The organism is Bacillus sp. FSL W8-1202, assembly GCF_038006165.1.
Classification (GTDB): domain Bacteria; phylum Bacillota; class Bacilli; order Bacillales; family Bacillaceae; genus Bacillus; species Bacillus subtilis.
In genome coordinates, this window is record NZ_JBBOUR010000004.1 from 1 (window position 1) to 23,364 (window position 23,364).

27 protein-coding genes and 1 pseudogene are annotated in these 23,364 nt (G+C 37.2%); all 28 read left to right on the plus strand.

Annotated elements, in window-relative coordinates; genetic code table 11:
• Window positions 1-603: pseudogene (locus NSQ09_RS22345) on the plus strand (hypothetical protein); the annotation flags it as partial.
• 27 nt (window positions 604-630) lie between these two features.
• A complete protein-coding gene (locus NSQ09_RS22350) occupies window positions 631-1,722 on the plus strand; it encodes a hypothetical protein (RefSeq protein ID WP_341032720.1) in 1,092 nt (363 codons plus the stop codon).
• A 48-nt stretch (window positions 1,723-1,770) separates the two neighbouring features.
• Window positions 1,771-4,131 carry a VirD4-like conjugal transfer protein, CD1115 family gene (locus NSQ09_RS22355; protein WP_341032721.1) on the plus strand — a complete coding sequence of 787 codons (2,361 nt, stop codon included), beginning with the start codon at window positions 1,771-1,773 and terminating at the stop codon, window positions 4,129-4,131.
• 13 nt (window positions 4,132-4,144) lie between these two features.
• The gene (locus NSQ09_RS22360; protein WP_341032722.1) at window positions 4,145-6,913 is read left to right on the plus strand and encodes a pLS20_p028 family conjugation system transmembrane protein; all 2,769 of its coding nucleotides are present in this window, start codon (window positions 4,145-4,147) and stop codon (window positions 6,911-6,913) included.
• Complete coding sequence (locus NSQ09_RS22365) at window positions 6,910-7,221, plus strand: DUF5592 family protein (RefSeq protein ID WP_061670945.1); 312 nt, start codon at window positions 6,910-6,912, stop codon at window positions 7,219-7,221. Before NSQ09_RS22360 ends, NSQ09_RS22365 begins: the two co-directional genes overlap by 4 nt.
• 2 nt (window positions 7,222-7,223) lie before the next feature.
• Window positions 7,224-7,802 carry a hypothetical protein gene (locus NSQ09_RS22370; protein ID WP_341032724.1) on the plus strand — a complete coding sequence of 193 codons (579 nt, stop codon included), beginning with the start codon at window positions 7,224-7,226 and terminating at the stop codon, window positions 7,800-7,802.
• Between the two features lie 13 nt (window positions 7,803-7,815).
• Window positions 7,816-9,711: a VirB4 family type IV secretion system protein gene (locus NSQ09_RS22375; protein WP_326226310.1), complete on the plus strand. Its 1,896-nt coding sequence runs from the start codon at window positions 7,816-7,818 to the stop codon at window positions 9,709-9,711.
• Window positions 9,712-9,713: 2 nt separating this feature from the next.
• Window positions 9,714-10,337 (plus strand): hypothetical protein, encoded by a 624-nt coding sequence (locus NSQ09_RS22380; protein WP_341032725.1) that lies wholly within the window; start codon window positions 9,714-9,716, stop codon window positions 10,335-10,337.
• Window positions 10,330-11,436: a bifunctional lytic transglycosylase/C40 family peptidase gene (locus tag NSQ09_RS22385; protein ID WP_341032726.1), complete on the plus strand. Its 1,107-nt coding sequence runs from the start codon at window positions 10,330-10,332 to the stop codon at window positions 11,434-11,436. The genes NSQ09_RS22380 and NSQ09_RS22385 overlap by 8 nt, the downstream gene beginning before the upstream one ends.
• 18 nt (window positions 11,437-11,454) lie before the next feature.
• The gene (locus NSQ09_RS22390) at window positions 11,455-12,264 is read left to right on the plus strand and encodes a hypothetical protein (protein ID WP_341032728.1); all 810 of its coding nucleotides are present in this window, start codon (window positions 11,455-11,457) and stop codon (window positions 12,262-12,264) included.
• Window positions 12,265-12,598: 334 nt separating this feature from the next.
• Window positions 12,599-12,838 carry a hypothetical protein gene (locus tag NSQ09_RS22395; protein WP_341032730.1) on the plus strand — a complete coding sequence of 80 codons (240 nt, stop codon included), beginning with the start codon at window positions 12,599-12,601 and terminating at the stop codon, window positions 12,836-12,838.
• A 184-nt stretch (window positions 12,839-13,022) separates the two neighbouring features.
• Window positions 13,023-13,466 carry a hypothetical protein gene (locus NSQ09_RS22400; protein ID WP_341032731.1) on the plus strand — a complete coding sequence of 148 codons (444 nt, stop codon included), beginning with the start codon at window positions 13,023-13,025 and terminating at the stop codon, window positions 13,464-13,466.
• A complete protein-coding gene (gene mobP2, locus NSQ09_RS22405; protein WP_341032732.1) occupies window positions 13,466-14,695 on the plus strand; it encodes a MobP2 family relaxase in 1,230 nt (409 codons plus the stop codon). Before NSQ09_RS22400 ends, mobP2 begins: the two co-directional genes overlap by 1 nt.
• Window positions 14,696-14,725: 30 nt before the next feature.
• Entirely contained in the window at window positions 14,726-15,196 is a 471-nt protein-coding gene (locus tag NSQ09_RS22410; RefSeq protein WP_072176351.1) for a hypothetical protein, read from the plus strand.
• Between the two features lie 74 nt (window positions 15,197-15,270).
• Window positions 15,271-16,650, plus strand: a complete 1,380-nt coding sequence (locus NSQ09_RS22415) for a DUF3991 domain-containing protein (protein WP_341032734.1) — start codon at window positions 15,271-15,273, stop codon at window positions 16,648-16,650.
• Between the two features lie 106 nt (window positions 16,651-16,756).
• Window positions 16,757-16,912: a hypothetical protein gene (locus NSQ09_RS22420; RefSeq protein ID WP_341032735.1), complete on the plus strand. Its 156-nt coding sequence runs from the start codon at window positions 16,757-16,759 to the stop codon at window positions 16,910-16,912.
• Window positions 16,913-17,425 carry a hypothetical protein gene (locus tag NSQ09_RS22425; protein WP_341032736.1) on the plus strand — a complete coding sequence of 171 codons (513 nt, stop codon included), beginning with the start codon at window positions 16,913-16,915 and terminating at the stop codon, window positions 17,423-17,425.
• A gap of 223 nt (window positions 17,426-17,648) precedes the next feature.
• The gene (locus tag NSQ09_RS22430; protein WP_341032737.1) at window positions 17,649-17,993 is read left to right on the plus strand and encodes a hypothetical protein; all 345 of its coding nucleotides are present in this window, start codon (window positions 17,649-17,651) and stop codon (window positions 17,991-17,993) included.
• Window positions 17,994-18,392 (plus strand): Rok-like winged helix domain-containing protein, encoded by a 399-nt coding sequence (locus NSQ09_RS22435; RefSeq protein WP_341032738.1) that lies wholly within the window; start codon window positions 17,994-17,996, stop codon window positions 18,390-18,392.
• Window positions 18,393-18,560: 168 nt separating this feature from the next.
• Window positions 18,561-18,854, plus strand: a complete 294-nt coding sequence (locus NSQ09_RS22440; protein ID WP_341032739.1) for a hypothetical protein — start codon at window positions 18,561-18,563, stop codon at window positions 18,852-18,854.
• Complete coding sequence (ssb, locus tag NSQ09_RS22445) at window positions 18,848-19,318, plus strand: single-stranded DNA-binding protein (RefSeq protein ID WP_341032741.1); 471 nt, start codon at window positions 18,848-18,850, stop codon at window positions 19,316-19,318. The genes NSQ09_RS22440 and ssb overlap by 7 nt, the downstream gene beginning before the upstream one ends.
• A gap of 24 nt (window positions 19,319-19,342) precedes the next feature.
• Window positions 19,343-19,792, plus strand: coding sequence for a hypothetical protein (locus tag NSQ09_RS22450; RefSeq protein WP_341032742.1), 450 nt, complete (start codon window positions 19,343-19,345; stop codon window positions 19,790-19,792).
• 111 nt (window positions 19,793-19,903) lie between these two features.
• Window positions 19,904-20,119 carry a hypothetical protein gene (locus NSQ09_RS22455; RefSeq protein ID WP_282326744.1) on the plus strand — a complete coding sequence of 72 codons (216 nt, stop codon included), beginning with the start codon at window positions 19,904-19,906 and terminating at the stop codon, window positions 20,117-20,119.
• Between the two features lie 121 nt (window positions 20,120-20,240).
• A complete protein-coding gene (locus tag NSQ09_RS22460) occupies window positions 20,241-20,810 on the plus strand; it encodes a site-specific integrase (RefSeq protein WP_282326743.1) in 570 nt (189 codons plus the stop codon).
• 27 nt (window positions 20,811-20,837) lie between these two features.
• Window positions 20,838-21,077: a hypothetical protein gene (locus tag NSQ09_RS22465; protein ID WP_341032743.1), complete on the plus strand. Its 240-nt coding sequence runs from the start codon at window positions 20,838-20,840 to the stop codon at window positions 21,075-21,077.
• 12 nt (window positions 21,078-21,089) lie between these two features.
• Window positions 21,090-21,770, plus strand: coding sequence for a hypothetical protein (locus tag NSQ09_RS22470; RefSeq protein WP_282326738.1), 681 nt, complete (start codon window positions 21,090-21,092; stop codon window positions 21,768-21,770).
• 129 nt (window positions 21,771-21,899) lie between these two features.
• Window positions 21,900-23,069, plus strand: coding sequence for a DUF4062 domain-containing protein (locus tag NSQ09_RS22475; RefSeq protein ID WP_282326823.1), 1,170 nt, complete (start codon window positions 21,900-21,902; stop codon window positions 23,067-23,069).
• Window positions 23,062-23,307: a hypothetical protein gene (locus NSQ09_RS22480; protein ID WP_013603240.1), complete on the plus strand. Its 246-nt coding sequence runs from the start codon at window positions 23,062-23,064 to the stop codon at window positions 23,305-23,307. The genes NSQ09_RS22475 and NSQ09_RS22480 overlap by 8 nt, the downstream gene beginning before the upstream one ends.
• Window positions 23,308-23,364 lie beyond the last annotated feature (57 nt).

Genomic DNA, 23,364 nt, shown 5'->3' on the forward strand with positions numbered 1-23,364 from the left:
GAACGTGCTCGTCAGGCTGAAGAGAAGGCCCGGCAGGAGGCAGCTGAGGCAGAACGTGCCCGCCAAGCTGAAGGGATTGTCGAGGAAAACAAAAAAGGAAAACCAGCTGCCGCTGTAAAAACATATTTATTTAATGGATTCAGTAAAGGAATAGTTCTTCTTAAAAAGCTGAAACAGCATGTACCTGATCGTAAAAATAAACGTGAAATACAGTCGCCTTTAGTGGCACAACAATCTGCTGCTATGCCTGATTTTGAAAAAAAACTTATGATGGCCAAGTTTGAATTGATTGAAGAAATTAAGAAAGAAAAATATGAATTGGATAAAAAATTGGCTAAAGAAAAGGAGAAACAGCAAAGAGCAATCGATGCTGAAAAACGAAAGCAAGAAGAATATAAGAAAGCTTTGGCCAAACGTAGAAAACGAATGGCAGCGCCTGGGCTTGGGTCCTCCAAGCTCATTTTGTTTGCCATTCTTCTTATTATCGGCGTACAGGTTTATTTCAACGTTGAATCAGGAAATAGCCCGCTAACAATTCCCGGCTGGGTAATTGACATTGGAAATAAGGTCAGCAACCTAATAGCCTCTTACAAAAAGCTTTAACATTGTTTAAGCAGAAAGGAGGATGATTTGGCTAATAACGTTGATCGATATGATGTTGATATGGAAAAGAAGGCGTCACCTTATCTAAATGCTCTTGGATCGGCTCTCAGCGAAGGCAAAAAAAGAGCTTTAAATGAACTTAATCAAGCCAATACCTTCCTGAACAGAATCTTTAACAGAAAAAAAATTAATCAATTGTCCGAAAAGGTAAAGCTTTATAACTATTGTGAGAACCAAGTAAGAAGTAGCGATTTCAGAAGCAACTTTTCTAAATTTGAGATTCTAGCTGGAAGAGAATCTCAAATAAATATTAATGTATTTGGGGAACGAATTGAAACAGCTTTAGGAAGCTACTTCAAAGAACAAGGAGAAAAATTGACTCCTGGAAATAGTCTTGAAGCGTATGATGAGTTGTATAGGACAATGGTTAACTCACAAACCTTTTCATCTTTACGAGGGAATAATTTCACAGGCAGATCAGAACAAGATACAAGTTTGATTGGATTTATTTCTGCTCAAAACGAGTATCAGAATTATGTGGCCGATTATCGCGAGTCTAAACCAATTCATCAAATCTTTCCAGACCAGTTCAAGGAAGGTATGTTGGAGAATGAAAGTAAACTTTACATCAACGAGTATACAAAACATTTAGCGTTAGTTCATGGCGAGAATAGATCGTTGTTGAAGGGTGAATTCCCTGATTATGCTGCCATCAAAGAGTTGGAAGGAGAAATTCGTTCTAATTTTAGTAAAGATCCGGAATATCCGGTTATTTTATTAAGGACAATGGCAGCAGATAACCTTAATAAACAAATAGCAACTGCTGTTAATATGACTAACTCTTTTATTAATGACTTTTCTAAAGGGATGAAAATTAAACATGTACATTGGCCTACAACTGTGCCTGAACCTCTAACTTATGAGCAGTATAATCAAAATAAATCTAAATATCTTGAACAGCTGTCAAAAGATGATGTGCTGATGAAAAAAAATGAAAAAGATCTGTCAACTGAAAGGGAACTAGAGAATAAAGGGACTGAAAAAGGAAAAGTTGAAGTTCAAATTAAAAAGCCCTCAAATTTGAAAGGTTCAAGAAAAGTTAAAGGTCTAGAAAGATAATAGAAGTGAGGAAGCCGTGTTTACGGCTTCTTTTTTTGAGGTGATCTTTTGCACAAGGAGTTTAAACAGTGGAAAAAAGTATTTGCAGATAAGTATTTTTTGATTGCCTTTACACTGTTTTGTTATGTAGCAGTGACGTGTATTACTAATTTTTTCATACATCTTTTAAAACAGATTCCCGTAATACTCTCTTCTTTTAAAAACTTTGACCAGTCACAGCTTTCAAGTCCTTTTAGTTCGATGACCTGGAAGTGGTTTTTTGAATTTGATTGGAGTATGGGCATTGTTTATGGAGTAGTGTACGTTCTTGCTTCAATTTTCATATTGAGACAAGTGTATAGGTTTAGAATCGCTTTTCGTGATATCAATAAGCAAACGAAAGGTACAGCACGATGGACTGAGATTAAGGAGATTCAAGAAACCTATAAGGCTGTTAAAGATGATGATAATGAGTATGAAGGCAGTGCAGGAATGCCGATTGTTCATTTTAATGACCATCTTTACGTTGACACAAACTCAACTCATACCCTTGTGGTTGCTTCAACACAATCTGGTAAGACTGAAACTTATTCCTATCCATATTTAGATGTCATTATGAGAGCAAAAGAAAAAGACTCTGTAGTAATTACAGATATAAAAGGTGACATGCTTAAAAATACCCGCGCTGAATTCGAAAAGTACGGTTATGAAGTTATGTGTTTCAACTTATTGAATCCGTATTGGGGAATGGCCTATAATCCATTGGAATTAGTTAAACAAGCATATTTGAAGAAAGACTATTCTAAAGCCCAAATGCTTTGTAATACACTATCTTACTCACTGTTCCATAATGATAAGTCACATGCAGATCCTATGTGGGAAAATGCATCTATTGCATTGGTAAACGCCTTGATTCTCGCGGTTTGTGATTTGTGCATTAAGAATGGACAGCCAGAAAATATCACGATGTATACATTGACAGTTATGTTAAACGAACTTGGAAGTAATCCAGATGAAGACGGGTATACACGACTTGATCATTTCTTTGGTAATTTGCCGCCTTCTCACCCTGCTAAGTTACAGTATGGGACAATTCAATTTTCACAAGGCATAACACGCAGCGGTATTTACACAGGTACAATGGCCAAACTTAAAAACTATACTTACGATACAATCGCCCGAATGACAGCTCGTAATGACTTGAATATTGAGGATTTAGCTTACGGAGAAAAACCAGTCGCGTTATTCATTGTCTACCCCGATTGGGATGATTCTAACTACACTATTATTTCTACTTTCTTATCACAAGTAAACGCTGTGCTTTCCGAGAAAGCTACATTATCCAAAGAAAGTACACTTCCAAGGAAAGTAAGGTTTCTCTTTGAAGAAGTCGCTAATATCCCGCCAATTGAAGGGTTAAATAGATCCCTGGCAGTTGGTCTAAGCCGAGGTATGCTCTATACGCTTGTTATTCAAAACGTTTCTCAGCTACGTGATGTCTACGGAGACGACATGGCCGTGGCAATAATGGGGAACTTGGGTAACCAGATTTACATTATGAGTGACGAGTGGGAGGACGCCGAAAAGTTTAGTGAAAAATTGGGTGTTACCACGGTGATTTCTGCAGATCGTCAGGGTGATTTAATGGACGTTCATAAATCGTATAGCGAAAGAGAAGAAGAAAGACCTTTAATGCTTCCTGACGAGCTAAGAAGGTTGAAAAAAGGTGAGTGGGTTGTTTTAAGGACTAAAAAACGTGAGGACTTAAAAAGAAATAGGGTAGTTCCTTATCCGATTTTTGCTTCTTTAGATAACGGAACAAATATGCTGCATAGATACGAGTATTTGATGCATCGTTTTGATAATAAGATTGCTCTTGGTGATTTAGGGTTTAGAGGAGAGCATGAAACACTGGATCTGGAAAGCTTATTGATTGAATTTGAATTTAATGAACCTGTGAAGGAGGAAAGAAAAAGTAAACCAGGTAAAGGGAAAAAACAAAAAGCTAAAAAGGCTCCTGGTGAACCTGTTTCTAGTGAATTGCCATTGCCTGAAGAACCGATTGGGTTTACTGAATCTTCAGAGGGAATGGATTCACTATTCGCCTCAATTCCAGTTGAGAATATGAACGAACATGGATTTTATGAAGATCCGCCAATGAATGAATCATTACATGAAGATGATTTAGAAGCAAGTGAGGAGGATATTATTATGAATTCACTTGAAGAGGTGTACGAAACGAGTACGCCTATTTCTGATGCAATTAAACCTGATCATTACGTGTATATAAAGTTACTTGCTCATAAGCAATTATCTGAAAGCGAATATGCGTATTTCGAGAGTCTGAAAACAGTTGAGGAATTAAGGGCCTTTTTTAGAGCGCCAGAGAAAAAAGAAATTTATGAACAAATTAAAACACATATAGAGTAAGTGAGGGTTGTTTATGGATGATTCAGAGATTCTGAAAATACTGCTTAGGTTTCAAGATTACCTATCCCTGACTTCAATTTGGACCGCACCATTCCGAGTCATCGGATGGTGGGTTATTATGGGCCTGGCCGCAATTGTAGATGCCCTATCTGGGGGGATTGAAGAGATTTATGATTTGCTTAATTTCTTCGATAGTGACCAAATTAGTGGCTTTATCGATAAGTGGATGCCTGTCATTTTTGCATTAATGGCATTGGCGCTTGGCTTTCTTGGATGGAAAATCATAGTTCAGAAGAAAACTGATTACGACAAAATCATAACAAATTCATTATTTGCTGTAACTCTTTTCCTTGTGCTGCCCTGGGGGATGCAGCAGGCATCGGACCTCTTACTTGCTGGAAAAGGAATGCTTGATGAAGACGGAAAGCTTAGTGTTTCTACCAAAATATTTCAAAACAATATAGTTGATGTTTATAAAATTGATAAGGATGCTGAGTGGAGTAAGAAAGAATTCAAGAAGCTAAAGAAAAAAAATAATATTGAGAATGACCAGGATGTAAAACTTTTAGATATAACGGAGCCAGTTGATACGGGCGGGATTTTTCACTCTAGTCCGTTAACTAAAGATGGCGAAAAAATATTAGATAAAAAAGTAAGCGATGCATCAGGAGAGAAGAAATTAGAGGATCTTGAGTCATTTTGGATACAAGAAGATGAAGCCTATTATAGATATTCTTGGCACCCTGTGTACATGATGATTGAACTCGGTACCATGGCGTTTGTTTTGTTTATGACCATGTTTAAGACAGCTCAGTTAATCATGGAACTAGGAATCTTAAAGATTTTCAGTGTTGGAACTGCTTTAACGGATATAGAGCATGGACAACGTAATAAAAAATTCTTGGAAAAGATAAAGAATACTTTCATTGTTTTATTTTCAATCGAGCTTTTGCTACAATGCTACATCCTTTTCACAGACTTCATCGGCCAAGCTGACATATCTGAGCCGACAAAAATAGTTGTATTTATAGCAGCAGCTATTTTGACAGCGGATGGACCTAACTTTATTGAAGAAATGTTTGGTATAGATGCAGGTTTGAAGAGCATTTCGCGGAGTTTAGTTGGGCTATTTGCAGGTGCTAAAACAGCAAAAATGGCTACGGACTTTACGGCATCAACAGCTAAAAAGGCGGGGAAAATGGCAGGCAAAATTGCCAAGAAATCATCTGATGCTGCTTTAGTTGGTATGGGTGCTGGAAAGGGTATCCTTGATGGTTTTAAAGAAAACATGGACGCTGCTAAAAGTGGTGGAGCTACCGGAAAAGATAATAATACGCCGTTGTCTCATGGTTTAGCCGGTAAGCCGACTAATGTTATGTCAGACGAGGCTCTAAAAGAAGCAATGATGTCTGGCGACGATCAGAAAGAGAAAGAAAAAGATAAATCATCACAATCTGATTCTCCATTGTCTTCTATGAATAAAGAAAATAGCTCTGGGTCATCAGCAGCAGAAGATTCTGAAAATCGCGAGGGTAGATCAGGTATAGAAAATGGATCTCGAATGGAAGATCATAATACACCGCTATCATCCATGTCCGCGGGAGACGAAGCTGGAATCAAGAGTGAGAATGGAACAGACAATATTCTATCAAAAGATGGAGATACACCATTGCAAGCATCAAAAGATCAGTCGAGTCCTGATGAAGCTAGTGATGGTTTAGGTGCTCAGCAAGGTAAAAACATTGAAATGGCTGCTGATAAAGACGGAAATACGCCGTTGTCTAATATGGCAGCATCTGAAGGAGTACATTCTGGCCAACCTGATGGAGCTGCTACTGACAAAGATGGAAATACCCCGCTGTCTAACATGACAGGTGATAGCCCAATTCCAGGGCAAGTTGGCGGAAACGCGCCAGACAGCTCTAATACACCGTTATCACCTCAGGGGCCAGCAGAAAGTCCGGTGCCAGGGCAAGTTGGCGGAAACGCACCAGGCAGCTCTAATACACCGTTATCAACTCAGGGGCCAACAGAAAGCCCAATTCCAGGACAAGTCGGTGGAAGCGCACCAGGCAGTTCAAACACACCATTATCATCCCAAGGACCAACTGCAGGACCAATTTCTAGTCAGATCGGTGGAAACACACCAATTACACCTGGTAGACAATTATCTCAGGGACCGATTAATGGTGGTTCTGTAGCAAACAATAGCACTTCCGATAATGGATGGGATTCATTGTTTGCAACTATGCCGCAGAATATAGGTTCACATTCTTCCGGAAGCCCAATGTCAAGTAGTCCTATTTCACAGGTGCCGGCTTCAATGACACCTATTACATCAAGCAGTAATCCTGCTATCAGTAATGCATCGACAGTCAATTCCGTTACTAATGGCTCTAATTCATCTTATTCGGCACCTACACCGGCAAATAACATTTTGCCGACACACCGCGCTGCCGTAGGAAATGTTTTACCAACATATAGAGCACCTGTACAAAATACAGGAAGTGGCCGTTTTGACTATTCACCTAAAGTAATGAGTACAGTAAGCAATAAACCAATTGGAATGCCTAAGCATGTTCAAGCAAGTGCAGAAGCATTTAAAAATCAGATGACAAGAAGGCCGACTACTAATATGACAGCAAAAGATGTTTTGGTTAATAAATATGCTGATTTGGCACAACGGATACATGATTCAAAATCAATTAGGAATTCAAGAGCTGCATACGATATCGCGAAAAACACTGTGACAGCTGGACTTAAAGGGGAGAGTGAAAAATGAGACAGACCCTGACAGTATCAGAGAATATTCAAGCAAAAATACAATGGAATAAGTTGACGGTCGTGGATGGGTTTATGATCATTGGGAGTTTAGCTGTCGGGTATTTTATGAAAGGCCTGGTATACCCGTATCTTCAGGTCCCTTTTGTATTATTTGTAGTGCTTGCTACTACATTTTATCTTTGGCCATGTCCAGATTCTCCTAATAAAAAGATTTATGAAATGACTCTCATAGTCTTTAGAAAAGATAGTCGGACATATAAAGCACAAGAGCCTGTTATTGGTTCAGAGATAGGACAGGAGGATTAAACATGGGATTTGATGCATTATCGGTTAAACAGAAAAGCAAGTCAGGTACCGGTAGAAAATCCAAAAAGATGCAAAAAAGTTTAGACCGAATTAATCGTGTGTATCCGATATGTGGAGTTACACAAGAAGGTTATGTGAAAACAAAAATTGGTCTTAAACAAGGATTCTTTGAAATATTGGATGTCAAACATTACGATACCAATATCTTTGATAAAAAAGATTTTGATGAAGTGACGGAGACCTATTGGAAACTGCAGCAGCTATATTCAAATTCACTTAAAGAATTGCATATGAATTTACCTGAAGACAATCAAATTCAACAGGAGTACCTTAATTATAAGATTGAAAGAACAACTAATGTAGAACGGTTAAAGGTACTGAAAGCTGAACTCGAAAAATTAAAATTTATAGAAAAGACATATAAAAGCCGTAGAACTTATCTCTATGTCTTTGGGAAAACGGAAGAAGAAGTAACCAAGAATATTGAAGAATTACGTCCTTTCCAACACTTCTTGGAGCCGCAGCCAGTATCCCTTGAAAAAAAGATCAGGATTTTGCATGGAATAAACAATTTTATTTAGGCGGTGAGTTAATATGGATCAAATTGAGAAAGACTTGAATTTTGTTTATGCCACCCAGCCAATGGGTGGTATTTCTTTTAAAGATGAGTTTTTTAATAGGACAGGTGACGGGTATGTTGCATGTCTACATGTATATCGTTATCCCGAAAACTTTACACCCCACTGGTTAAAAAAACTAACCAGTATTCATAATACAATTGTTACGGTTGATACTTATACACCAAAAGATATAGATTATGCTGATAAAGTAAAGCATTCTACAACAGAAATGCGCTCAAGAATGAATAATGCAACTAGCCAAACTGAATATGATTTAGCACACGAAGAATTCCAATCATTAAGGGAGCTTGGCATAGCCCTTAATAAAGGCGGAGAAGTAATTAAACAGATTCATATTCGAATTTTTTTGCATGGTGCTACACAATCAGATTTAGAGAATCGTGTATGGGAGATCCAAAAACAAATTGACAGTGATGGTTTTAAGAGTAAAGTATTCCTAGATGAAAATAAGGAAGAATGGCAATCGTTGTTTCTTGATTATGAAACTCAGCTCAGCTTACCAAATAAAAGGATAGGTAATGATATGCCGGCTGAAGCAATAGGATTAGGATTTGCGTATGATCAAACCAGTCTTAGTGATCCGACTGGTCTTTATTATGGTTATACCTTTACTAAAGGAACTGTCTATTGGGACTTGTTTCATAAATCATCAAAAAGGCTTTATTATAACATGTTCGTTTCCGGAGACATGGGATCAGGGAAGTCTACACTACTAAAAAAGATACTTAGAGATAATGCGTCTAAGGGAAATTTTATCCGTGGATTTGATAAATCAGGTGAATTCCATGCAGTAACTGCAGATCAGGGCGGGATAACGATTGACTTGGATGGGAGCAATGGCCGTATAAATTTAATGCAGATATTCCCTTCAGTTACTAAAAAAACAGGAGATAAAATTGTAATAGATGAAAGTGCTTCTTTTAGACAGCATGTTTCAAAATTAAATACGTGTTTCCGCATTCAAACCCCTAAAGCTAACGATAATGTGTTAGTTCAATTTGATGAATTAGTATATGGATTTTACGAGAAACATAACTTCTGGGGTGAAAATTCACGTGCAAATATTACTCAGTTATCTCCTGAAGAATATCCATTATTATCTGATTTTCAAGCATATTGTGAAGAAAGATATCATGCAGAGAAAGATCCGAATTTCAAGTCCAGAATTGGTGACATAGCTATGTCAATAAAGAACCTTGTTACTCAATTTGGAGAGATATTTGATGGTATCACCACTATTCCCGATATGGTGAATGAACAGATTGTTTTTTATGACATAGGGAACCTGTCTCAGCTAAGTGAGGAAGTAAAGGATATTCAGATATTTAATGCGCTCAGTCAAATTTGGGGAACGATGATGAAAGTCGGGAGACAAGCGAAAGAAGCTTATGATAAAGGTGAAATTCATTGGTTCGATATTACGAGATTCCTTATTATACTTGATGAGTGTCACAATTTGTTAGAATTGAAAAAAGCTTTTACTGCGAACTTTTTTGTTACTCTTATGTCTGAAGCTCGTAAATTCTTTGGTGGGCTGGTATTGGCCACACAGCGTATTGAACGGATGTTTCCAAATACCAATACTTCTGATCCGGATATGGCTTTAGCAGCAAATAAACTTCGTGAAATATTTGGGTTAACGCAGTATAAAGCACTGTTCAAACAAGATCAGACATCAATGAAATTAATTAAGAGTTTATTTGAAGACCAAATGACAGACAATGAGTATGCCCTGCTGCCCAAATTTGAAACTGGTGATTGTATTCTTTCGATAGCCGGGGATCGTAATTTAGTTATGCATGTAGAGGCTACCCAAGAGGAACTTGAACTGTTTGAAGGTGGGGCTTAATATTGAAAAGGATTCCAGCGAAAAATGTAAATGTAGATAAAAAAACTGTTAGGCAAAAGAAGTTTTTTATTGTCATATGTATTGTTTTTATTGGTGCTATGCTGCTTTATTTTATGGGTGGTAGTAATAAAGAAAAGGTAACAAAAAATGAACAAAAAGAAAGCTTAATTGAAGGGGATAGTTCAGAGCAATCAACCTCGAAAAGTTCTGTCGTGAAGGAAGAAAAAGCAGATGATAAAGATAAACAAGAAATGCAACAAACACTGAAATCCTTTATAGAATCATACTACTCGTACGATTATAAAAATAAAGACAAGCATTTAAAGGAGTCAAAAAAATATTTGACTCCTGAGTTTTATAAAGAATTAAGTCTTGCTGAAGAAAACAATACAAAAGTGCAGCCTTTCGCTTATCGAAAAGTACAGGATATTTCCTATTCAGGATTCTCTTTAGTAAACGGAAAGCCTCATTGGATTGCCAGTGTTAATGCTGAATTATTGGATGAGAAGAGGAAGGTCACTGGCACTATTGAAGTTGAATTTGAATTGGATTTAGACAAAAGAGAAGATAATTGGACCGTAACATATTTTGCTGTAACAGGTAAAGGGTTGAAAGAGAATGAATAACGGGGCATCTGCCGCCAAAGAAGCAGTGAAATACTTAATTAAGAAACAATTACAGAAGCGCGCGCTTCTGTTTTTTTTATGCTCTTGGGCCGGTTTAATTACGATTGTAGTATGTGTAGTTATTGTCTGTGCTATAGGGATAATTTCTGGCCTATCAGGTTCAGATTCGGGCGGAGGCGGTGGAGAATCTGCGATAAACATTGCGCCAGAAGTTGAACAGTATAGGGCAGTTGTAGAAAAAGAATGTAAAGCGAATGACATACCTGATTTAGTTGATTTAATACTAGCACTGATCATGCAAGAGTCTGGTGGGAAGTCATTAGATGTAATGCAAGCAAGTGAATCAAAAGGGCTGCCTCCCAACTCAATTACCGATCCCCATGAATCAATCAAAGTAGGTGTTGCAAACTTTGCTTCAGTATATAAAGCAGCGAAAGCAGCTAAAAAAAATGTCAAAGAAACAGCGCTACAAGGTTATAACTTTGGAAGTGGATATATTAATTGGGCGATAAAGAAAAGTGGAGGTTGGACAAAAGAAAACGCTGCTGATTTTGCCCGGATTCACAGTAACGGCCAACAGCGTCCAAACGGAACCTGGATGTATGGAGATCAACTTTATGTAGAGCACGTTATGAGATACCTAAAGCCGAATAACGGAGAAAATGGAGGAGAAATTGAGGTAATAAAGGGAGGAAATAAAGTTATTGAGAAGGCAATAAAAGAGGGATCAGCTTATATTGGAAGGTCAACTTATGTAATGGGTGGAGGAAGAAATCAAAGTGACATTTTAAAGGGGATTTTCGACTGTAGCAGCTTTGTACACTATGCATTTAACAAGGCAGGTTTATCCCTTGGGAATTTAGCCTCTACAACAACTGACACGCTTGTTATGCGCGGGAAAAAAGTCAAATATTCAAATATAAAAAGAGGCGATTTAGTATTCTTTGATACTTACAAAGTAAATGGTCATGTTGGAATCTACCTTGGAAATGGAGAGTTTCTAAATTGCCAAAATAGTTACGGTGTTAGCGTGGCAAAAATGAGTAATAGTTATTGGAAAAGTCATTTTAATGGGGTTGTTGTACGTATTACAGAGTAAAGGAGGGGAACTGAAAAAGTGAAAATGAAATTTAAAACTGTCGGTGCAAAATATAAAGTTTCTACAGGCGTAATTGCTTTGATCCTGCTGTTTTTCTTGTCCAGCAGGATCATTTTTGATTCGCCGTTTGAAGAAGAAAATACAAAACTAAACACCCCCGTTAGTATAAATAACATGACTGTGGAAATGACAGATCGAACTTATTTTTCAGACAATCACATGCTTGAAATTGATTTTATGATCACAGATTCTCTACAAGATATTCCTCCCAAATTAGATGCTGTTGTTAAGGAAAAATCTAATAAGAGAAAGAAATATCATCCCGAAATTATCAAGGTTCGTGATGATTTTTATGTGTTGTTTATAAGAGATATTCCGGAAGATTGGACAGCAGTTTCGGTTCAGCTGACTGATGAAAATGATGAAGATTCAAGCTCAATTGGGTCGAGCAAAAAGATCTATTCATCATCTGCAGATACGAAAACAAAGGATGTTTTTGTAAAAAGAAATAAGGATTATTATGAGGCAAAGTATATCGATTTAAAGATCAAAAATAATAAAAAATTGATAAAAGAAGAAGAGAAAAAACAGAAAGAATATGCGGTTGAAATTACCCAATTGAACTCGCGAATCTCGTCTTTAAAAGAAGATAAGGAGTACCAGATCGGTAAAGAAAAAGAGGAAACAGAATCACAAATTACAGCCAATGAAAGCAAAATTTCTTCAAAAGAAGAGGCTATAAAAACGAGCAAAGAGACGCTGGATGAACTTGAGAAACGAAATGAATTATTGAAGAAAAGAAAGAACAATCTCGTCCTCGAAGATTAAATTTTAGGGTGGTATACAGTTATTTTGAGTGTGTATAAATTGAAGATTTATGTGCATTTAGCTCTAAATCACCTAAATAATGGTTGATCATAAACATTTTATTTATGTGTATTCAGCAATAAATCTGGTACCACAAAAAAACAAACCGCACTGCGGTTTCACCATGTAAATGGTGCCAGTTTCCCCTTATGCTCTTTCCTTTTCCACCCCCTCCTTCCTTCGGAATCGGGGGCCGGCTTTTTGCTGCCGCAAAAAGCCTTGGAAAAAGAAACACTTTTTTGAACAGATCGTTGCTAAGTAATGTGCAGAAATCGATGAAAAGGAGCGTTAACAAATGCCGGATATCAACATCAAAGGTCTTTCAAAAGATACAATGAATAGGCTTGCGGATAAGGCGAGGAAGGCAGGACTTTCTCAGCAAGAATACATCCGCCAATTGCTTGATAAACATGTTGTCGCTGATGAAGTTGAGGGCGTGCGAAGCGAATTAGGAGAAGTCATTAAATCTGTAGCATTCGCCCTCGAACAAAACACCAAAGTGCTTAACGAATTCATCAGAGTAAATGAAGGATAGCGACCGATTTTAGGACGCTATCCTTGTTTCTTTTTAAAGCAAATAAATGAGCTGGCCGCAGTGTTTAAAGTGCGATGATTTTTTCTTTTTTAAAGACCGTCTTTAAAAAAGGATAAATGAGGTGCATAGATGATTTTATGCTGTCATGTGGTTAAAAGATATTGGAAAGTGAGGGTTATATCATATGGCAAAAGTAAAGAAGCATCTTACCTTTAGTGATTCAACAGAATCACCGTATGGTATTGCTTATATTGAAAAAGAAATGAAAGCGAAGAATTGCTCAAAAATGAATGAAACAATTGAACGGATCTTTGCTGAACATGCTGAAATGAAAGCAAGATTAAATGACGAAGATGCACTTGTTGAGAAGATATTTCAGCGTTTTAAGAAAACGCTCGACGTTATCCGGGTGCGCGCTGGGCACACCGATAAAAATGCTCAAATTAACTTAGAGCTTTGGAATGCATTTCTCATGGCCAACCCATTACCTTTGACAGTTTTAACCGACCAGCATACCTCTGAATCATTATCGATGGCAAAAGAAAAAGTTAGTAATGACATTGCTACATTTAAGCAAAGGAAAGATGAACAGAAGGCTAAGCAGGAAATGCAGAAAGGTGAAAAATAATGGATTCTCCTGGCGTTGTATTAGTCTCTAAATATGTGTCGGGCAAATCAACAAAATTTTCGAAGTATGTCAATTATATCAATCGTGATGAAGCCGTCCGAACGGAGAAATTTCAGACTTACAATGTAAATAAATTAGACGGATACAATCAATATATGGGGAACCCTGAAAAGAGCAGCGGGATCTTTACCCAGCACAAAGATAGCTTATCACCAGTAGAAAAAAATCAGCTGAAGGAGATTTTCAGACAAGCACAAAAAAATGATTCAGTCATGTGGCAAGATGTCATAAGTTTCGATAACAAGTGGTTAGAAGAACGTGGGATTTATAACTCGCAAACTGGCTGGGTCAATGAAGGGGCAATTCAAAACTCTATTCGAAAAGGAATGGAAGTTTTATTAAGAGAAGAGCAGCTTGAACAAAGTGGCGTTTGGTCCGCAGCCATACATTACAACACTGATAATATCCATGTCCACATTGCGCTAGTTGAACCCAATCCGACAAAAGAGTACGGCGTCTTTACGAACAAAAAAACAGGTGAGGTTTACCAGGCTCGGCGTGGGAATCGGAAATTAAAAACCCTGGATAAAATGAAAAGTAAGGTTGCAAACACCCTCATGGATCGGGACAAAGAACTTAGTAAAATATCGCAGTTGATCCATGACCGTATTGCTCCTAAAGGCCTTAAATTTCAGCCAAGATTGGATACGTACATGACAAAGATGTATAACCATATCTACGAGAATCTGCCGGAGGATCTGCGGCTGTGGAAATATAATAACAATGCTTTGAATAATATTCGGCCGGAGATAGACAGCGTGATTACGATGTACATTCAAAAGTATCATCCTGAAGACTATAAAGAGCTGGATCAGTCGTTAAAAGAAGAAATGGAATTCAGAAAATCAGTATATGGAAACGGTCCAAAACAGGTAGAGAGATATAAAGAGTACAGGAAAAATAAACATAAAGAACTCTACACAAAATTAGGGAACTCCATGCTGAAGGAAATGGCCGAAATACGCAGGCGTGAGTCACAATCAAAACAAAATCGCTCAGGCACCTATGCTCCTGGTTCAGTATCACATAGACAATGGGATACAAAGGGTAGGCGCATAAAAAGGTCAGATATCAATAAAATTAAGCACGCTTTAGATAAAGATTATCAGAGCATGAAAAACATGCGTAAATATCAACAAATGCAGTATGAAATGGAACAGAGCCGGTAGGCAATTCTGAAATTAAAGGAGAGGCAGCCAATGATTTTTAAACTAGACCACTATATCAATGAAGAGAGAGATCCAGATTATTTGCTTTTTATCGAAAAGGACATTGAACCTTCAAGATTTGAGGACGAACTTTTAGAGCTTATAACGATAATTGGGTGTATTCATTTTAGATTTGAGCAGCTTGTTAGGGATGATATTTGTGTGGCAGGAAAAGATATAGTGTTTCTTCTTGAGAAGTATTATGGTTTCAAAAACGTAACGTCTGAATACATGTGGTTAGAAAAAGAAACAAGGCTCCCGCGTGAGGAATGGTATGTTTTTAACGAATTCAGAGTTGGCACTAACCAAGTGCCCGTGTTTCAGATAGATGTATATAATGCGCGGGAAGCTTGCTGCGGACCAGAATATAAGAACCTCATGATAAACATGCTGCCACTTGATAAGGAATTCGATAATGATATTGAAAAGCTGGGGGCTTTTTATGTTGGTGAACAGCATTAAAAATTAAAGAAAATACATGTGAGATCAGGATAAATCCTGGTCTTTTTTTTATGACTAAAAAAGGGGGAGTTTAAATGCCTAGAGTAAGTGAAGATGTCATAAAACAAGCAGCTGCAGTTGATATTGTTGGCTTTTGTGAGGCAAATGGTTATGAGCTTGTTAAGATGAGTGATAGATGGTATCAGGGCGCTGAACACGACAGCTTAATGATTGATAGAAAGAAAAACAGCTTTCAGTGGTTTTCCCAAGGAAAGAACGGCAATTCAATTGATTTTGTTCGAACATTTTACGGAAAAAGCTTCCGTGAAGCAGTATCAATGCTCACTGAAAAAGACTATAAGCATACAAAAGAAGTTAAAGAGCAGCCGCAGAAAGAATTCGTTTATGACATCGTTCATGATAACTCTACAGAACAAGTTGAACGTTACTTGACTGAAGAAAGAGGCATCGATAAAGGGATAGTTAATGCTCTAATAGCGAAAGGGTTATTGAGACAGGATAAAAAGAAAAACTGTGTGTTTGTTTGGGGGAATACAGGCAAGCGTGTAGGTGCCGATCTTCAGGGCACCATTACAATGAATAAAGACGGAAAGAGAACGACATTTAAACAAATTAAACCCAATTCTCAGCGGAATTATGGCTTTAATGTCTCATTAGGCGTCCCTAAAAAACTTTATTTTTTTGAGGCGCCTATTGATATGTTAAGTTATTGGACAATGTATAAAGACCAATTATCTAATTGCCGTCTCATTTCAATGAATGGGGTGAAGAAAAACACGGTTTTCAACCTGATAAAGCATACAATGAAATCCCGCGGTGTGGCTCCGACAGAAGGAGTATACTTCGGCGTTGATAATGACCATGCTGGCCACAAATTTATGGATGAAATACGACAATATGAGTTTTCTGTTAAAGGGGAGGAAGTCAAATTTCATAACTTAATCCCGGCAGACAATCACATTCCCAAAGAATATTTAGAACTGTATCAAACATACGGCAGCCAATATGGGGTCGATTGGAAGTACCTAGCTGCTATTCATAAAGCTGAAACGAACCTTGGAAATACAAATGAGATTACGAACGGTTATGGTTTTGGCAAGTATTTTGGTGCTAAACAGCTGCCTAGTGAAAAACCTTATGAAATCCAGGTGCCAATAGCAATAGAAGAAGCTGCTAGGGCGTTAAAAGCTAACACTATAAATGGAAAAACGGATCTAGGATCAGTTTTAAAACAGGATGTAAAAGAGGTCGATCTGACTAATCAGGTGAAAATGCAACAGAAAGTACAACTTTATTACGACAACTATAATGATCTAGGATATCTGCCGGTGGAAGAGGTTTCTAAGGATTGGAATGATGTGCTGAAGGTCCGTAGAGCTGCCTCAAAACAACGAGAAAAAACACATTCTCAAAAGCAACATAGGAGCAAAAAAAATCTGCTTGTTAGGGGGTGATAAAACACCGATTTACCTGAATTAATCAAGGGATAACAAGGGAAAAAGGTATCTTCAGTATCGCTAAAATGGTATAATATATTATAGAGAAAGGGAGGTCAATTGTATGGAAAAGATAAAAACAATTGAGCAAGCTCATGAGAAAATGAAAGAACTGCTGGCTGACCCCCAATATAATCGTCCGGAGAACTACCCGGAACGAAACGCTGACGGGACTATCCTGTTAGATGAAAATAATGAACTTCACCAGGAATTAAGATAATTGGCTGAAACAGATCCAAAAAAATTAGAGCTAGGCAATATACATTTAGCGATAACTGAATTTAGAGATGGGACAGGTCGTAAAGCGCGGCCTGTCCTTGTTTTAGGTTCAAAAAAATCCATTGAAGGTGCTTTCGAGCCGGAGGTCCTGATCGGTTACATTACATCTAATAATAACAACAAGAATTTTTCTAAGTATAAGTATCCAATTGCTGACTGGAAAGCAGCTGGTTTGGATAAGGAATCATGGGTTGTTTTGCAGGAACGGGAACTTAAATGGATGAATCACGAGAAGGATTTCCTTAAACACATCGGCTTGCTGACGGAACGTGATACAATAGGCGTCCTGAATAAATTTATGGAAGTCCGAGAATTAGAACAGTCATTAAAGCAAGAGGCTGAAAAATCTAAGCCGCAGCCTCGTAAGGGTAAGATGCAAGTGACTATTCAAGAGAATCCTACATTGAAGCGCAGTAGCCCAAGCGCACAACGAAGAAACAGCAGAGAACGGTAATTTTTTGAAGACAAGCTCCCTCACTTCAGGGAGCTTTTTTATTTTTCTTATTGTATTAAGATGCTGCCGGTTCCGGAAACCCAGGAAGCCAGGTGCTTTGCGCCGATGATGCGGAAGCTGAAGAAGAGATCAATGCCAGTGATCCAGGAGCGAGAGGATAAATAACTTATAGAGCTGAATATTCTCGGACACATTCTTTCAGCTAAAGAAGGGAGATAAAAAGTTGGTAAATAAAGAAGTAAGTATAAGTGATGAACAATTAAAGCGTATAGGGCTAGACTTATTAAATTTTGGTCTCCTATATATCCGTTCAATATCAGGTAATGGACATTTTCCTAAAAGGGAACAAGCAATAGTAAATGATGTGTGTTATAGGATGTCGGATGCTTTGCATAATCTCCCTGAGCACTTAATTTATTTTAATCGCTTGTCAATACTTGTCGAATTAGAGAAACTGGCACTAACCGTTTCTCGTATTCCTAAAACAAATATTGTTCATAATCCGACTCTACAGTTAATAGTTGAAAAAATAAAGCTGTTGTCTGGAGATTACAAAGGAGAGAGGTAAATGTTTACAGAAAGGAAAGCGTTGGAAGAACGTCTAAAAAAAATAGACAAAGATGAAACAGCGATGATCAAGGAGTACCAGAAACAACGAAATAAGATATTTGAGCGCCTAAGAGAAATCGATAGAGTAGAGTATAAAAACCTTCCGGATCTTAAACAATTAGCCTCGCTAGAAATTCATCAAAAGTCAAAACCCGAAAGAGACATAAGAAAGCATGTTGCCGTTAATATTTTGAAAGTCAATTCAGACGGTTTGTCTGCTGATGAACTTAGGAGCCAGGTCGAGAAAGAGACAAATATGCAAATACTAAACATGACGAATTTTATGAGATCGATTATGGAAAAAAATCCTTCAGTAAAAAAACCACGAAGAGGCTATTATCGATTTGAAGAAATGTAACACAATGTTATTGTGTTACATTTTTAAATGAGTGCTGATCCCTTATGTATCAAGGGGTTAGCACTCTTTTTTTTTTGAAAAAGTTAAAATAAAGTATAAAAATGTAACACAACATATGTTATAATAATATTGTGTTACATTTTCAAAAAGAGGAAGAGAGGTGAAAAAATGGATATTCAGTGTTGGGAAGTGAAGGTTAGTCGTAAAGAAGCTGCTACCAGGATTGCGGAAAAACTTAACAAAGTAAAGTTTTTGTTTGACGCTGGGATTACTGATACTCCAAGAGGAAAGTGTCTCTACATAAAATTTGACGATATGCAACTGGAGTATACCGAAAAAACAAGAAATGGAATGATGCTTTTCCTCAATCAGTTAAATAGCATGATAAGGGATAAATCATTGGTTGCTGGGTTTATAAATGATCTGAACATTATAGATTTGGAGGGGAAAATTAAATGTTGAACAGAGTAGTTCTAGTAGGAAGACTAACAAAGGACCCGGATCTTCGGTATACCCCACAAGGAACACCGGTTGTCACTTTTACTTTGGCTGTAAATCGTACGTTTACAAACCAATCAGGTCAACGTGATGCAGATTTCATAAATTGTGTGGCATGGAGAAGGACAGCTGAAAATGTTGCTAATTTTTTAAAAAAAGGGAGTATGGCAGGAGTTGACGGCCGTCTTCAGACCCGGACTTATGATAATAACCAAGGTAATCGTGTATGGGTAACTGAGGTGTTAGCTGAGACCGTTCAGTTTTTAGAACCCAAGAACAAAAACCAGAATGGAGCCAATCCAGGATATGATCAAAGCTTTAAAGGTCAAAGTAACAACCGGGAAGATTTTGCTGATGTAGGTGCGGGGAGAGATCCATTTACAGGTGGAAAGCCTATTGATGTTAGTGATGATGACCTTCCTTTTTAATGACATGAAAGGAGAAATTAGACCATGAGAGAAGTTTTATCGTTTACCGGTCTTTTCATTACTTTTCTATTGTTTTTGTGTGGAGGTTTCTATTGGATGGTACATGAGACTGACGAAACCCTTACAAAGATGGATAAAGATTTTAAAAGTATTACAGAAAAGGCAGCAGAAGAAGCAAGAATTGAGAAAGAAAATGTGTTAAAGAAGGGAAAGAAGCTGGATGCTTTAGTGATTGACAAATATTCTACTACAGATTCGAGTATGGATTTTACGGTAACACCGGTTGTTATAGGTGGTGGAACTTATATGATGTCTGCAGCTACACCGGGGGCATCAACTGAGAGTTATTACATTAAAATTTACGCAGACGAAAAAAACTACGACATAACTGTTCCTAAAGAAGTTTATGATCAAAAACAAGTCGGGCTAAGAATACCGATTAAACTTTATAAGGATAAAATTGAACTACTATAACCCTCCGGGATCAGTCGCCAAACAGAAATCCCGAAGAGTAAGGAAAAGGGGCTGCTTCAGCCCTTAATTAAGTATAAATTATTAAGCAATCGTTGAAAATAGGAGGCGCTTATGGAAAGAAAAGAGAAAAATTTTTTAGGATTTATCGTAAGTATCGTTGTTGGTGCTATTGTGGCCTCTTTATGCATAATTCAAGCGATTTTCCCAAATGAATTTAAGGCATTCTTCATTCAACATTCTATTTTCTTTAATATTATGGGTGGATTTCTTGTATTTATTGTTGTCGTGATATTAGGGTTTGTAACCTTTATACATGAAAGATATTAACAGGTAGGGATATTGAAAAAACTGTTCAACTAACAGCAGCACTATTACAATAGAAGTAATGCAAAAAGGACTGTGAATTTAGATTTCACATGACTTAATTTAAAACGAAGAGGTAATTTGTATGAATTTAGTTGAACCGATCCGAAACAGAAAAGATATAGACAACATGAAAAAGCTACTTTATTCGATGAATGAACGTGACGCCGTATATTTCATTATCGGAATAAATACTGCTTTTCGGATTAGTGACTTAATTCATTTGAAATTCAAAGATGTTATTGACGAAAAAATGAAGCCCCTTGATTACTTTGAATTGAGAGAAACCAAAACAGGGAAACACAATAAAATTGCTATGACTAAAGGTGTCCGAAAAGCAATTGTTCAATATGTTCATCACCGGTATGAGGGGAACCTTGACCATTATCTTTTTACCGGCCAGAAATCTAAAGATAAGCCGATTACCAGGGTGACTGCTTGGCGGAACATTAAGGCTGCTGCAGACACAATAGGCTTAAAAAACATTGGGACGCATTCATTGCGGAAAACCTTTGGTTATCATCAATACAAGAATGGAACTGATATCACGCTCCTGATGGATATGTTCAATCATAGTAGCGCGGGCATTACATTAAGATATATCGGAATTACACAGGATCAAAAGGACCAGGCTGTGAAGTCATTAGACTTATGATTTGACGACTACTAACAGGGGGAATTCATGATGTCAAAAAAAATAAAATACATGTTGGCCATTGCGCTGGTGATTACGCTATTAGTTTTATTCAGGCATATTTTATTCCTTCTGTTGGTGAAATTGGTCTTTGGCGCTTTACTGATTTTCGTTGGTATTGTTGGAGTGTATGCTCTATTTAGATTATTTGCGGGATTAATAAGTGTGGCACTTGTGGTCGCAGGAATGTTTCTTATTTTTAAGATCGTTCAATTGGCTTGTGCATAGGAAGGAGATAGTATGGAATATATTTTAGCTGTATTGTTGGTATTATTGCCTTTAGTGTCGTTTTCAGTTGGAGAAGATATTTTGGATGGTGTAAAGGAAATATCCAATAAAATTTTCGCTAAAAGGAGGCTTTCTAAAAGATTCAATGCGAGTAAAAAGTCAATTAGAGATTATTTGCAGATACAAAAAAAATTAAAACATTATATGGATGCTATTATACAGCGTCCAAACAAGGATGTAAGTTTTACGACATTGGTGGATAATCTTAAAGATCTGTTGGGTGTTCTTAGTTTAGAGGGTCCACGCTTTGATTTTTCTAATAAGAATGATTTGTTGGTAAGGAATTTTCCACAAGCTTATTTCAAAGTATACATTCAGCTTATACGCTATGATGACTCGTTGAAAATAATATTTGATCAACTGATATCTCTAATCTATGGTGAATATGATGATCCTCATATAAAAGAGATTAAAGCTCTTCGCGATGAAGTAACCGATATCATTGTGTCAATTAGAAGAGAAGCTGAAAACACAATTAAACCTTATCGTAGAGAGAAAAATCAATTATTTAAAGTCGATGTTAAACATGCTAAGGAAATTATTGAATTTGAAAAACAGTTCATAAAAAAGCAACGCGCGGCAGTAAAGAATGTTGCTGAAGATAACTCCATTTTAAAACTAGAAAAGATATAGGCGCAGTCATTGGGATTTATCCCAATGGCTCTTGTTTTGGGATTTCTTCTGCTTGTATCAAAAGGTATAATTTTCATATGGAAGTGAGAGGGGGAGAGCACGCTGGTTATTGATAAGACGAGAATATTTATCAGTTCAGCTTACGAAGAGTCCTTAAAGACACCGAGAAAAATCATCAAAAAACACTTAGAGGAATGTGGCCATGAGGTACCCATCTTTGAAGAAGAAGATTTTGGGACATGGAAGCCGGATACAATGAAGCATTGCATCGAAGTAGTTGAGAAAAGCGACATCGTCATATTACTGATAAACACTAAATCAGGTGAAGAACCGGAATTAAGGTGGGGGAATGTAACACCTACATACTTGGAATTCCAAGAAGCTTGGAAAAAGAAAAAGCACATTTTGGTTTTCGTAAATCCGGATATCAAAAAGAGGTTCTTTGAATTAAAAAAGGATTTTGATTCACTATATAACCAATACATTGAAGAGAACCATAGGCCACCTGATTCACCCTTTGACCCTTTTGAAAGCTGGATCGCCAGTCAGGATGGAATGGTTAAAAGACACTTAGAAGCTGCTGATCCTTTTGTTTGGGCATTTTTATATGACATTTATAAAAAAAGGTATTGGTTGTATGAATTTGATTATGCACAATCGGAAAAAGAAGCTAAACAAATTGCACAAATGATTAGCAATTCTTTAAAGACGGTTGTTGACTTTATCCCTAGGTTAGACGAGTTAACTGAGATTGAAGAGCAGCAGTCATATTTAGTAGAATACGCCGAACACACTCTTACTATGCTCCATCAAAGAAATTTAATATTGAATAAAGAGCAACAAGATTGGTCAAACTTTTTAAAACAAGGGATTGAATTTCTTAACCACAGTTACGACATCATACAGGCTAAAGATACAAACCCAGTAGTCGTTAATCATATCAATTCTTGTTATGCTGCTTCGTTATACTTTCAGGATGGAGAAACATTAAGATTGGTCGGAAAAGCAGGAGATATAACAGCTCCGGAAGTATTTGCATTATACGAAGAGGGAATTCATGTTGTTGATGCCTTCAATCAAGGTGAACGATTAATTACTTACAGGGAAGATAAAAAGACATTCTACATCACTGAGGCCATTGATAACTTTGTTCTATGCCTTCATTTTTCACTTGAAGAGGATTGGAATGTAAAGCGTGCTGAAGCATACGCACAAGAGGTTGAATGTGCTATAATGGATAAACACCAACTCTATTTTGAATTTTTGAACTTGCTGATAGGAGGGAGCACTAATGAGTAGAGAACTTGCGAATTACAGTAGCTCTGGCTCGGTTGTTGTTAAACGTTCCCCAGCTGTAAGGGCAAGAAAAGTTAAAGGTTCTGCCGGAACTAGGGCTAGAAAAATTACAGCCGATGGTAAGTATATTCCTTCTCAAAATCTAAGAAGAACAATTTCTAAAATGAATTCGAATGTTCGGTCTTTAAATGATTTATTGAATAAGTCAAATCAAATTAAATCTGATCAGGAAAATCGTTAAAATAGTAATCGTCCTTTTATTAAAGGACGATTTTTTGTTTATAGGCAGGAAAAGACC

Coding starts and splice junctions, on each gene's coding strand:
- NSQ09_RS22375 (WP_326226310.1), top strand. CDS start 7,816: ATGGATCAAATTGAGAAAGACTTGAATTTTGTTTATGCCACCCAGCCA.
- NSQ09_RS22360 (WP_341032722.1), top strand. CDS start 4,145: ATGGATGATTCAGAGATTCTGAAAATACTGCTTAGGTTTCAAGATTAC.
- NSQ09_RS22420 (WP_341032735.1), top strand. CDS start 16,757: ATGGAAAAGATAAAAACAATTGAGCAAGCTCATGAGAAAATGAAAGAA.
- NSQ09_RS22455 (WP_282326744.1), top strand. CDS start 19,904: ATGGAAAGAAAAGAGAAAAATTTTTTAGGATTTATCGTAAGTATCGTT.
- NSQ09_RS22450 (WP_341032742.1), top strand. CDS start 19,343: ATGAGAGAAGTTTTATCGTTTACCGGTCTTTTCATTACTTTTCTATTG.
- ssb (WP_341032741.1), top strand. CDS start 18,848: ATGTTGAACAGAGTAGTTCTAGTAGGAAGACTAACAAAGGACCCGGAT.
- NSQ09_RS22370 (WP_341032724.1), top strand. CDS start 7,224: ATGGGATTTGATGCATTATCGGTTAAACAGAAAAGCAAGTCAGGTACC.
- NSQ09_RS22365 (WP_061670945.1), top strand. CDS start 6,910: ATGAGACAGACCCTGACAGTATCAGAGAATATTCAAGCAAAAATACAA.
- NSQ09_RS22385 (WP_341032726.1), top strand. CDS start 10,330: ATGAATAACGGGGCATCTGCCGCCAAAGAAGCAGTGAAATACTTAATT.
- NSQ09_RS22395 (WP_341032730.1), top strand. CDS start 12,599: ATGCCGGATATCAACATCAAAGGTCTTTCAAAAGATACAATGAATAGG.
- NSQ09_RS22480 (WP_013603240.1), top strand. CDS start 23,062: ATGAGTAGAGAACTTGCGAATTACAGTAGCTCTGGCTCGGTTGTTGTT.
- NSQ09_RS22410 (WP_072176351.1), top strand. CDS start 14,726: ATGATTTTTAAACTAGACCACTATATCAATGAAGAGAGAGATCCAGAT.
- NSQ09_RS22440 (WP_341032739.1), top strand. CDS start 18,561: ATGGATATTCAGTGTTGGGAAGTGAAGGTTAGTCGTAAAGAAGCTGCT.
- NSQ09_RS22435 (WP_341032738.1), top strand. CDS start 17,994: ATGTTTACAGAAAGGAAAGCGTTGGAAGAACGTCTAAAAAAAATAGAC.
- NSQ09_RS22400 (WP_341032731.1), top strand. CDS start 13,023: ATGGCAAAAGTAAAGAAGCATCTTACCTTTAGTGATTCAACAGAATCA.
- mobP2 (WP_341032732.1), top strand. CDS start 13,466: ATGGATTCTCCTGGCGTTGTATTAGTCTCTAAATATGTGTCGGGCAAA.
- NSQ09_RS22470 (WP_282326738.1), top strand. CDS start 21,090: ATGGAATATATTTTAGCTGTATTGTTGGTATTATTGCCTTTAGTGTCG.
- NSQ09_RS22465 (WP_341032743.1), top strand. CDS start 20,838: ATGATGTCAAAAAAAATAAAATACATGTTGGCCATTGCGCTGGTGATT.
- NSQ09_RS22460 (WP_282326743.1), top strand. CDS start 20,241: ATGAATTTAGTTGAACCGATCCGAAACAGAAAAGATATAGACAACATG.
- NSQ09_RS22415 (WP_341032734.1), top strand. CDS start 15,271: ATGCCTAGAGTAAGTGAAGATGTCATAAAACAAGCAGCTGCAGTTGAT.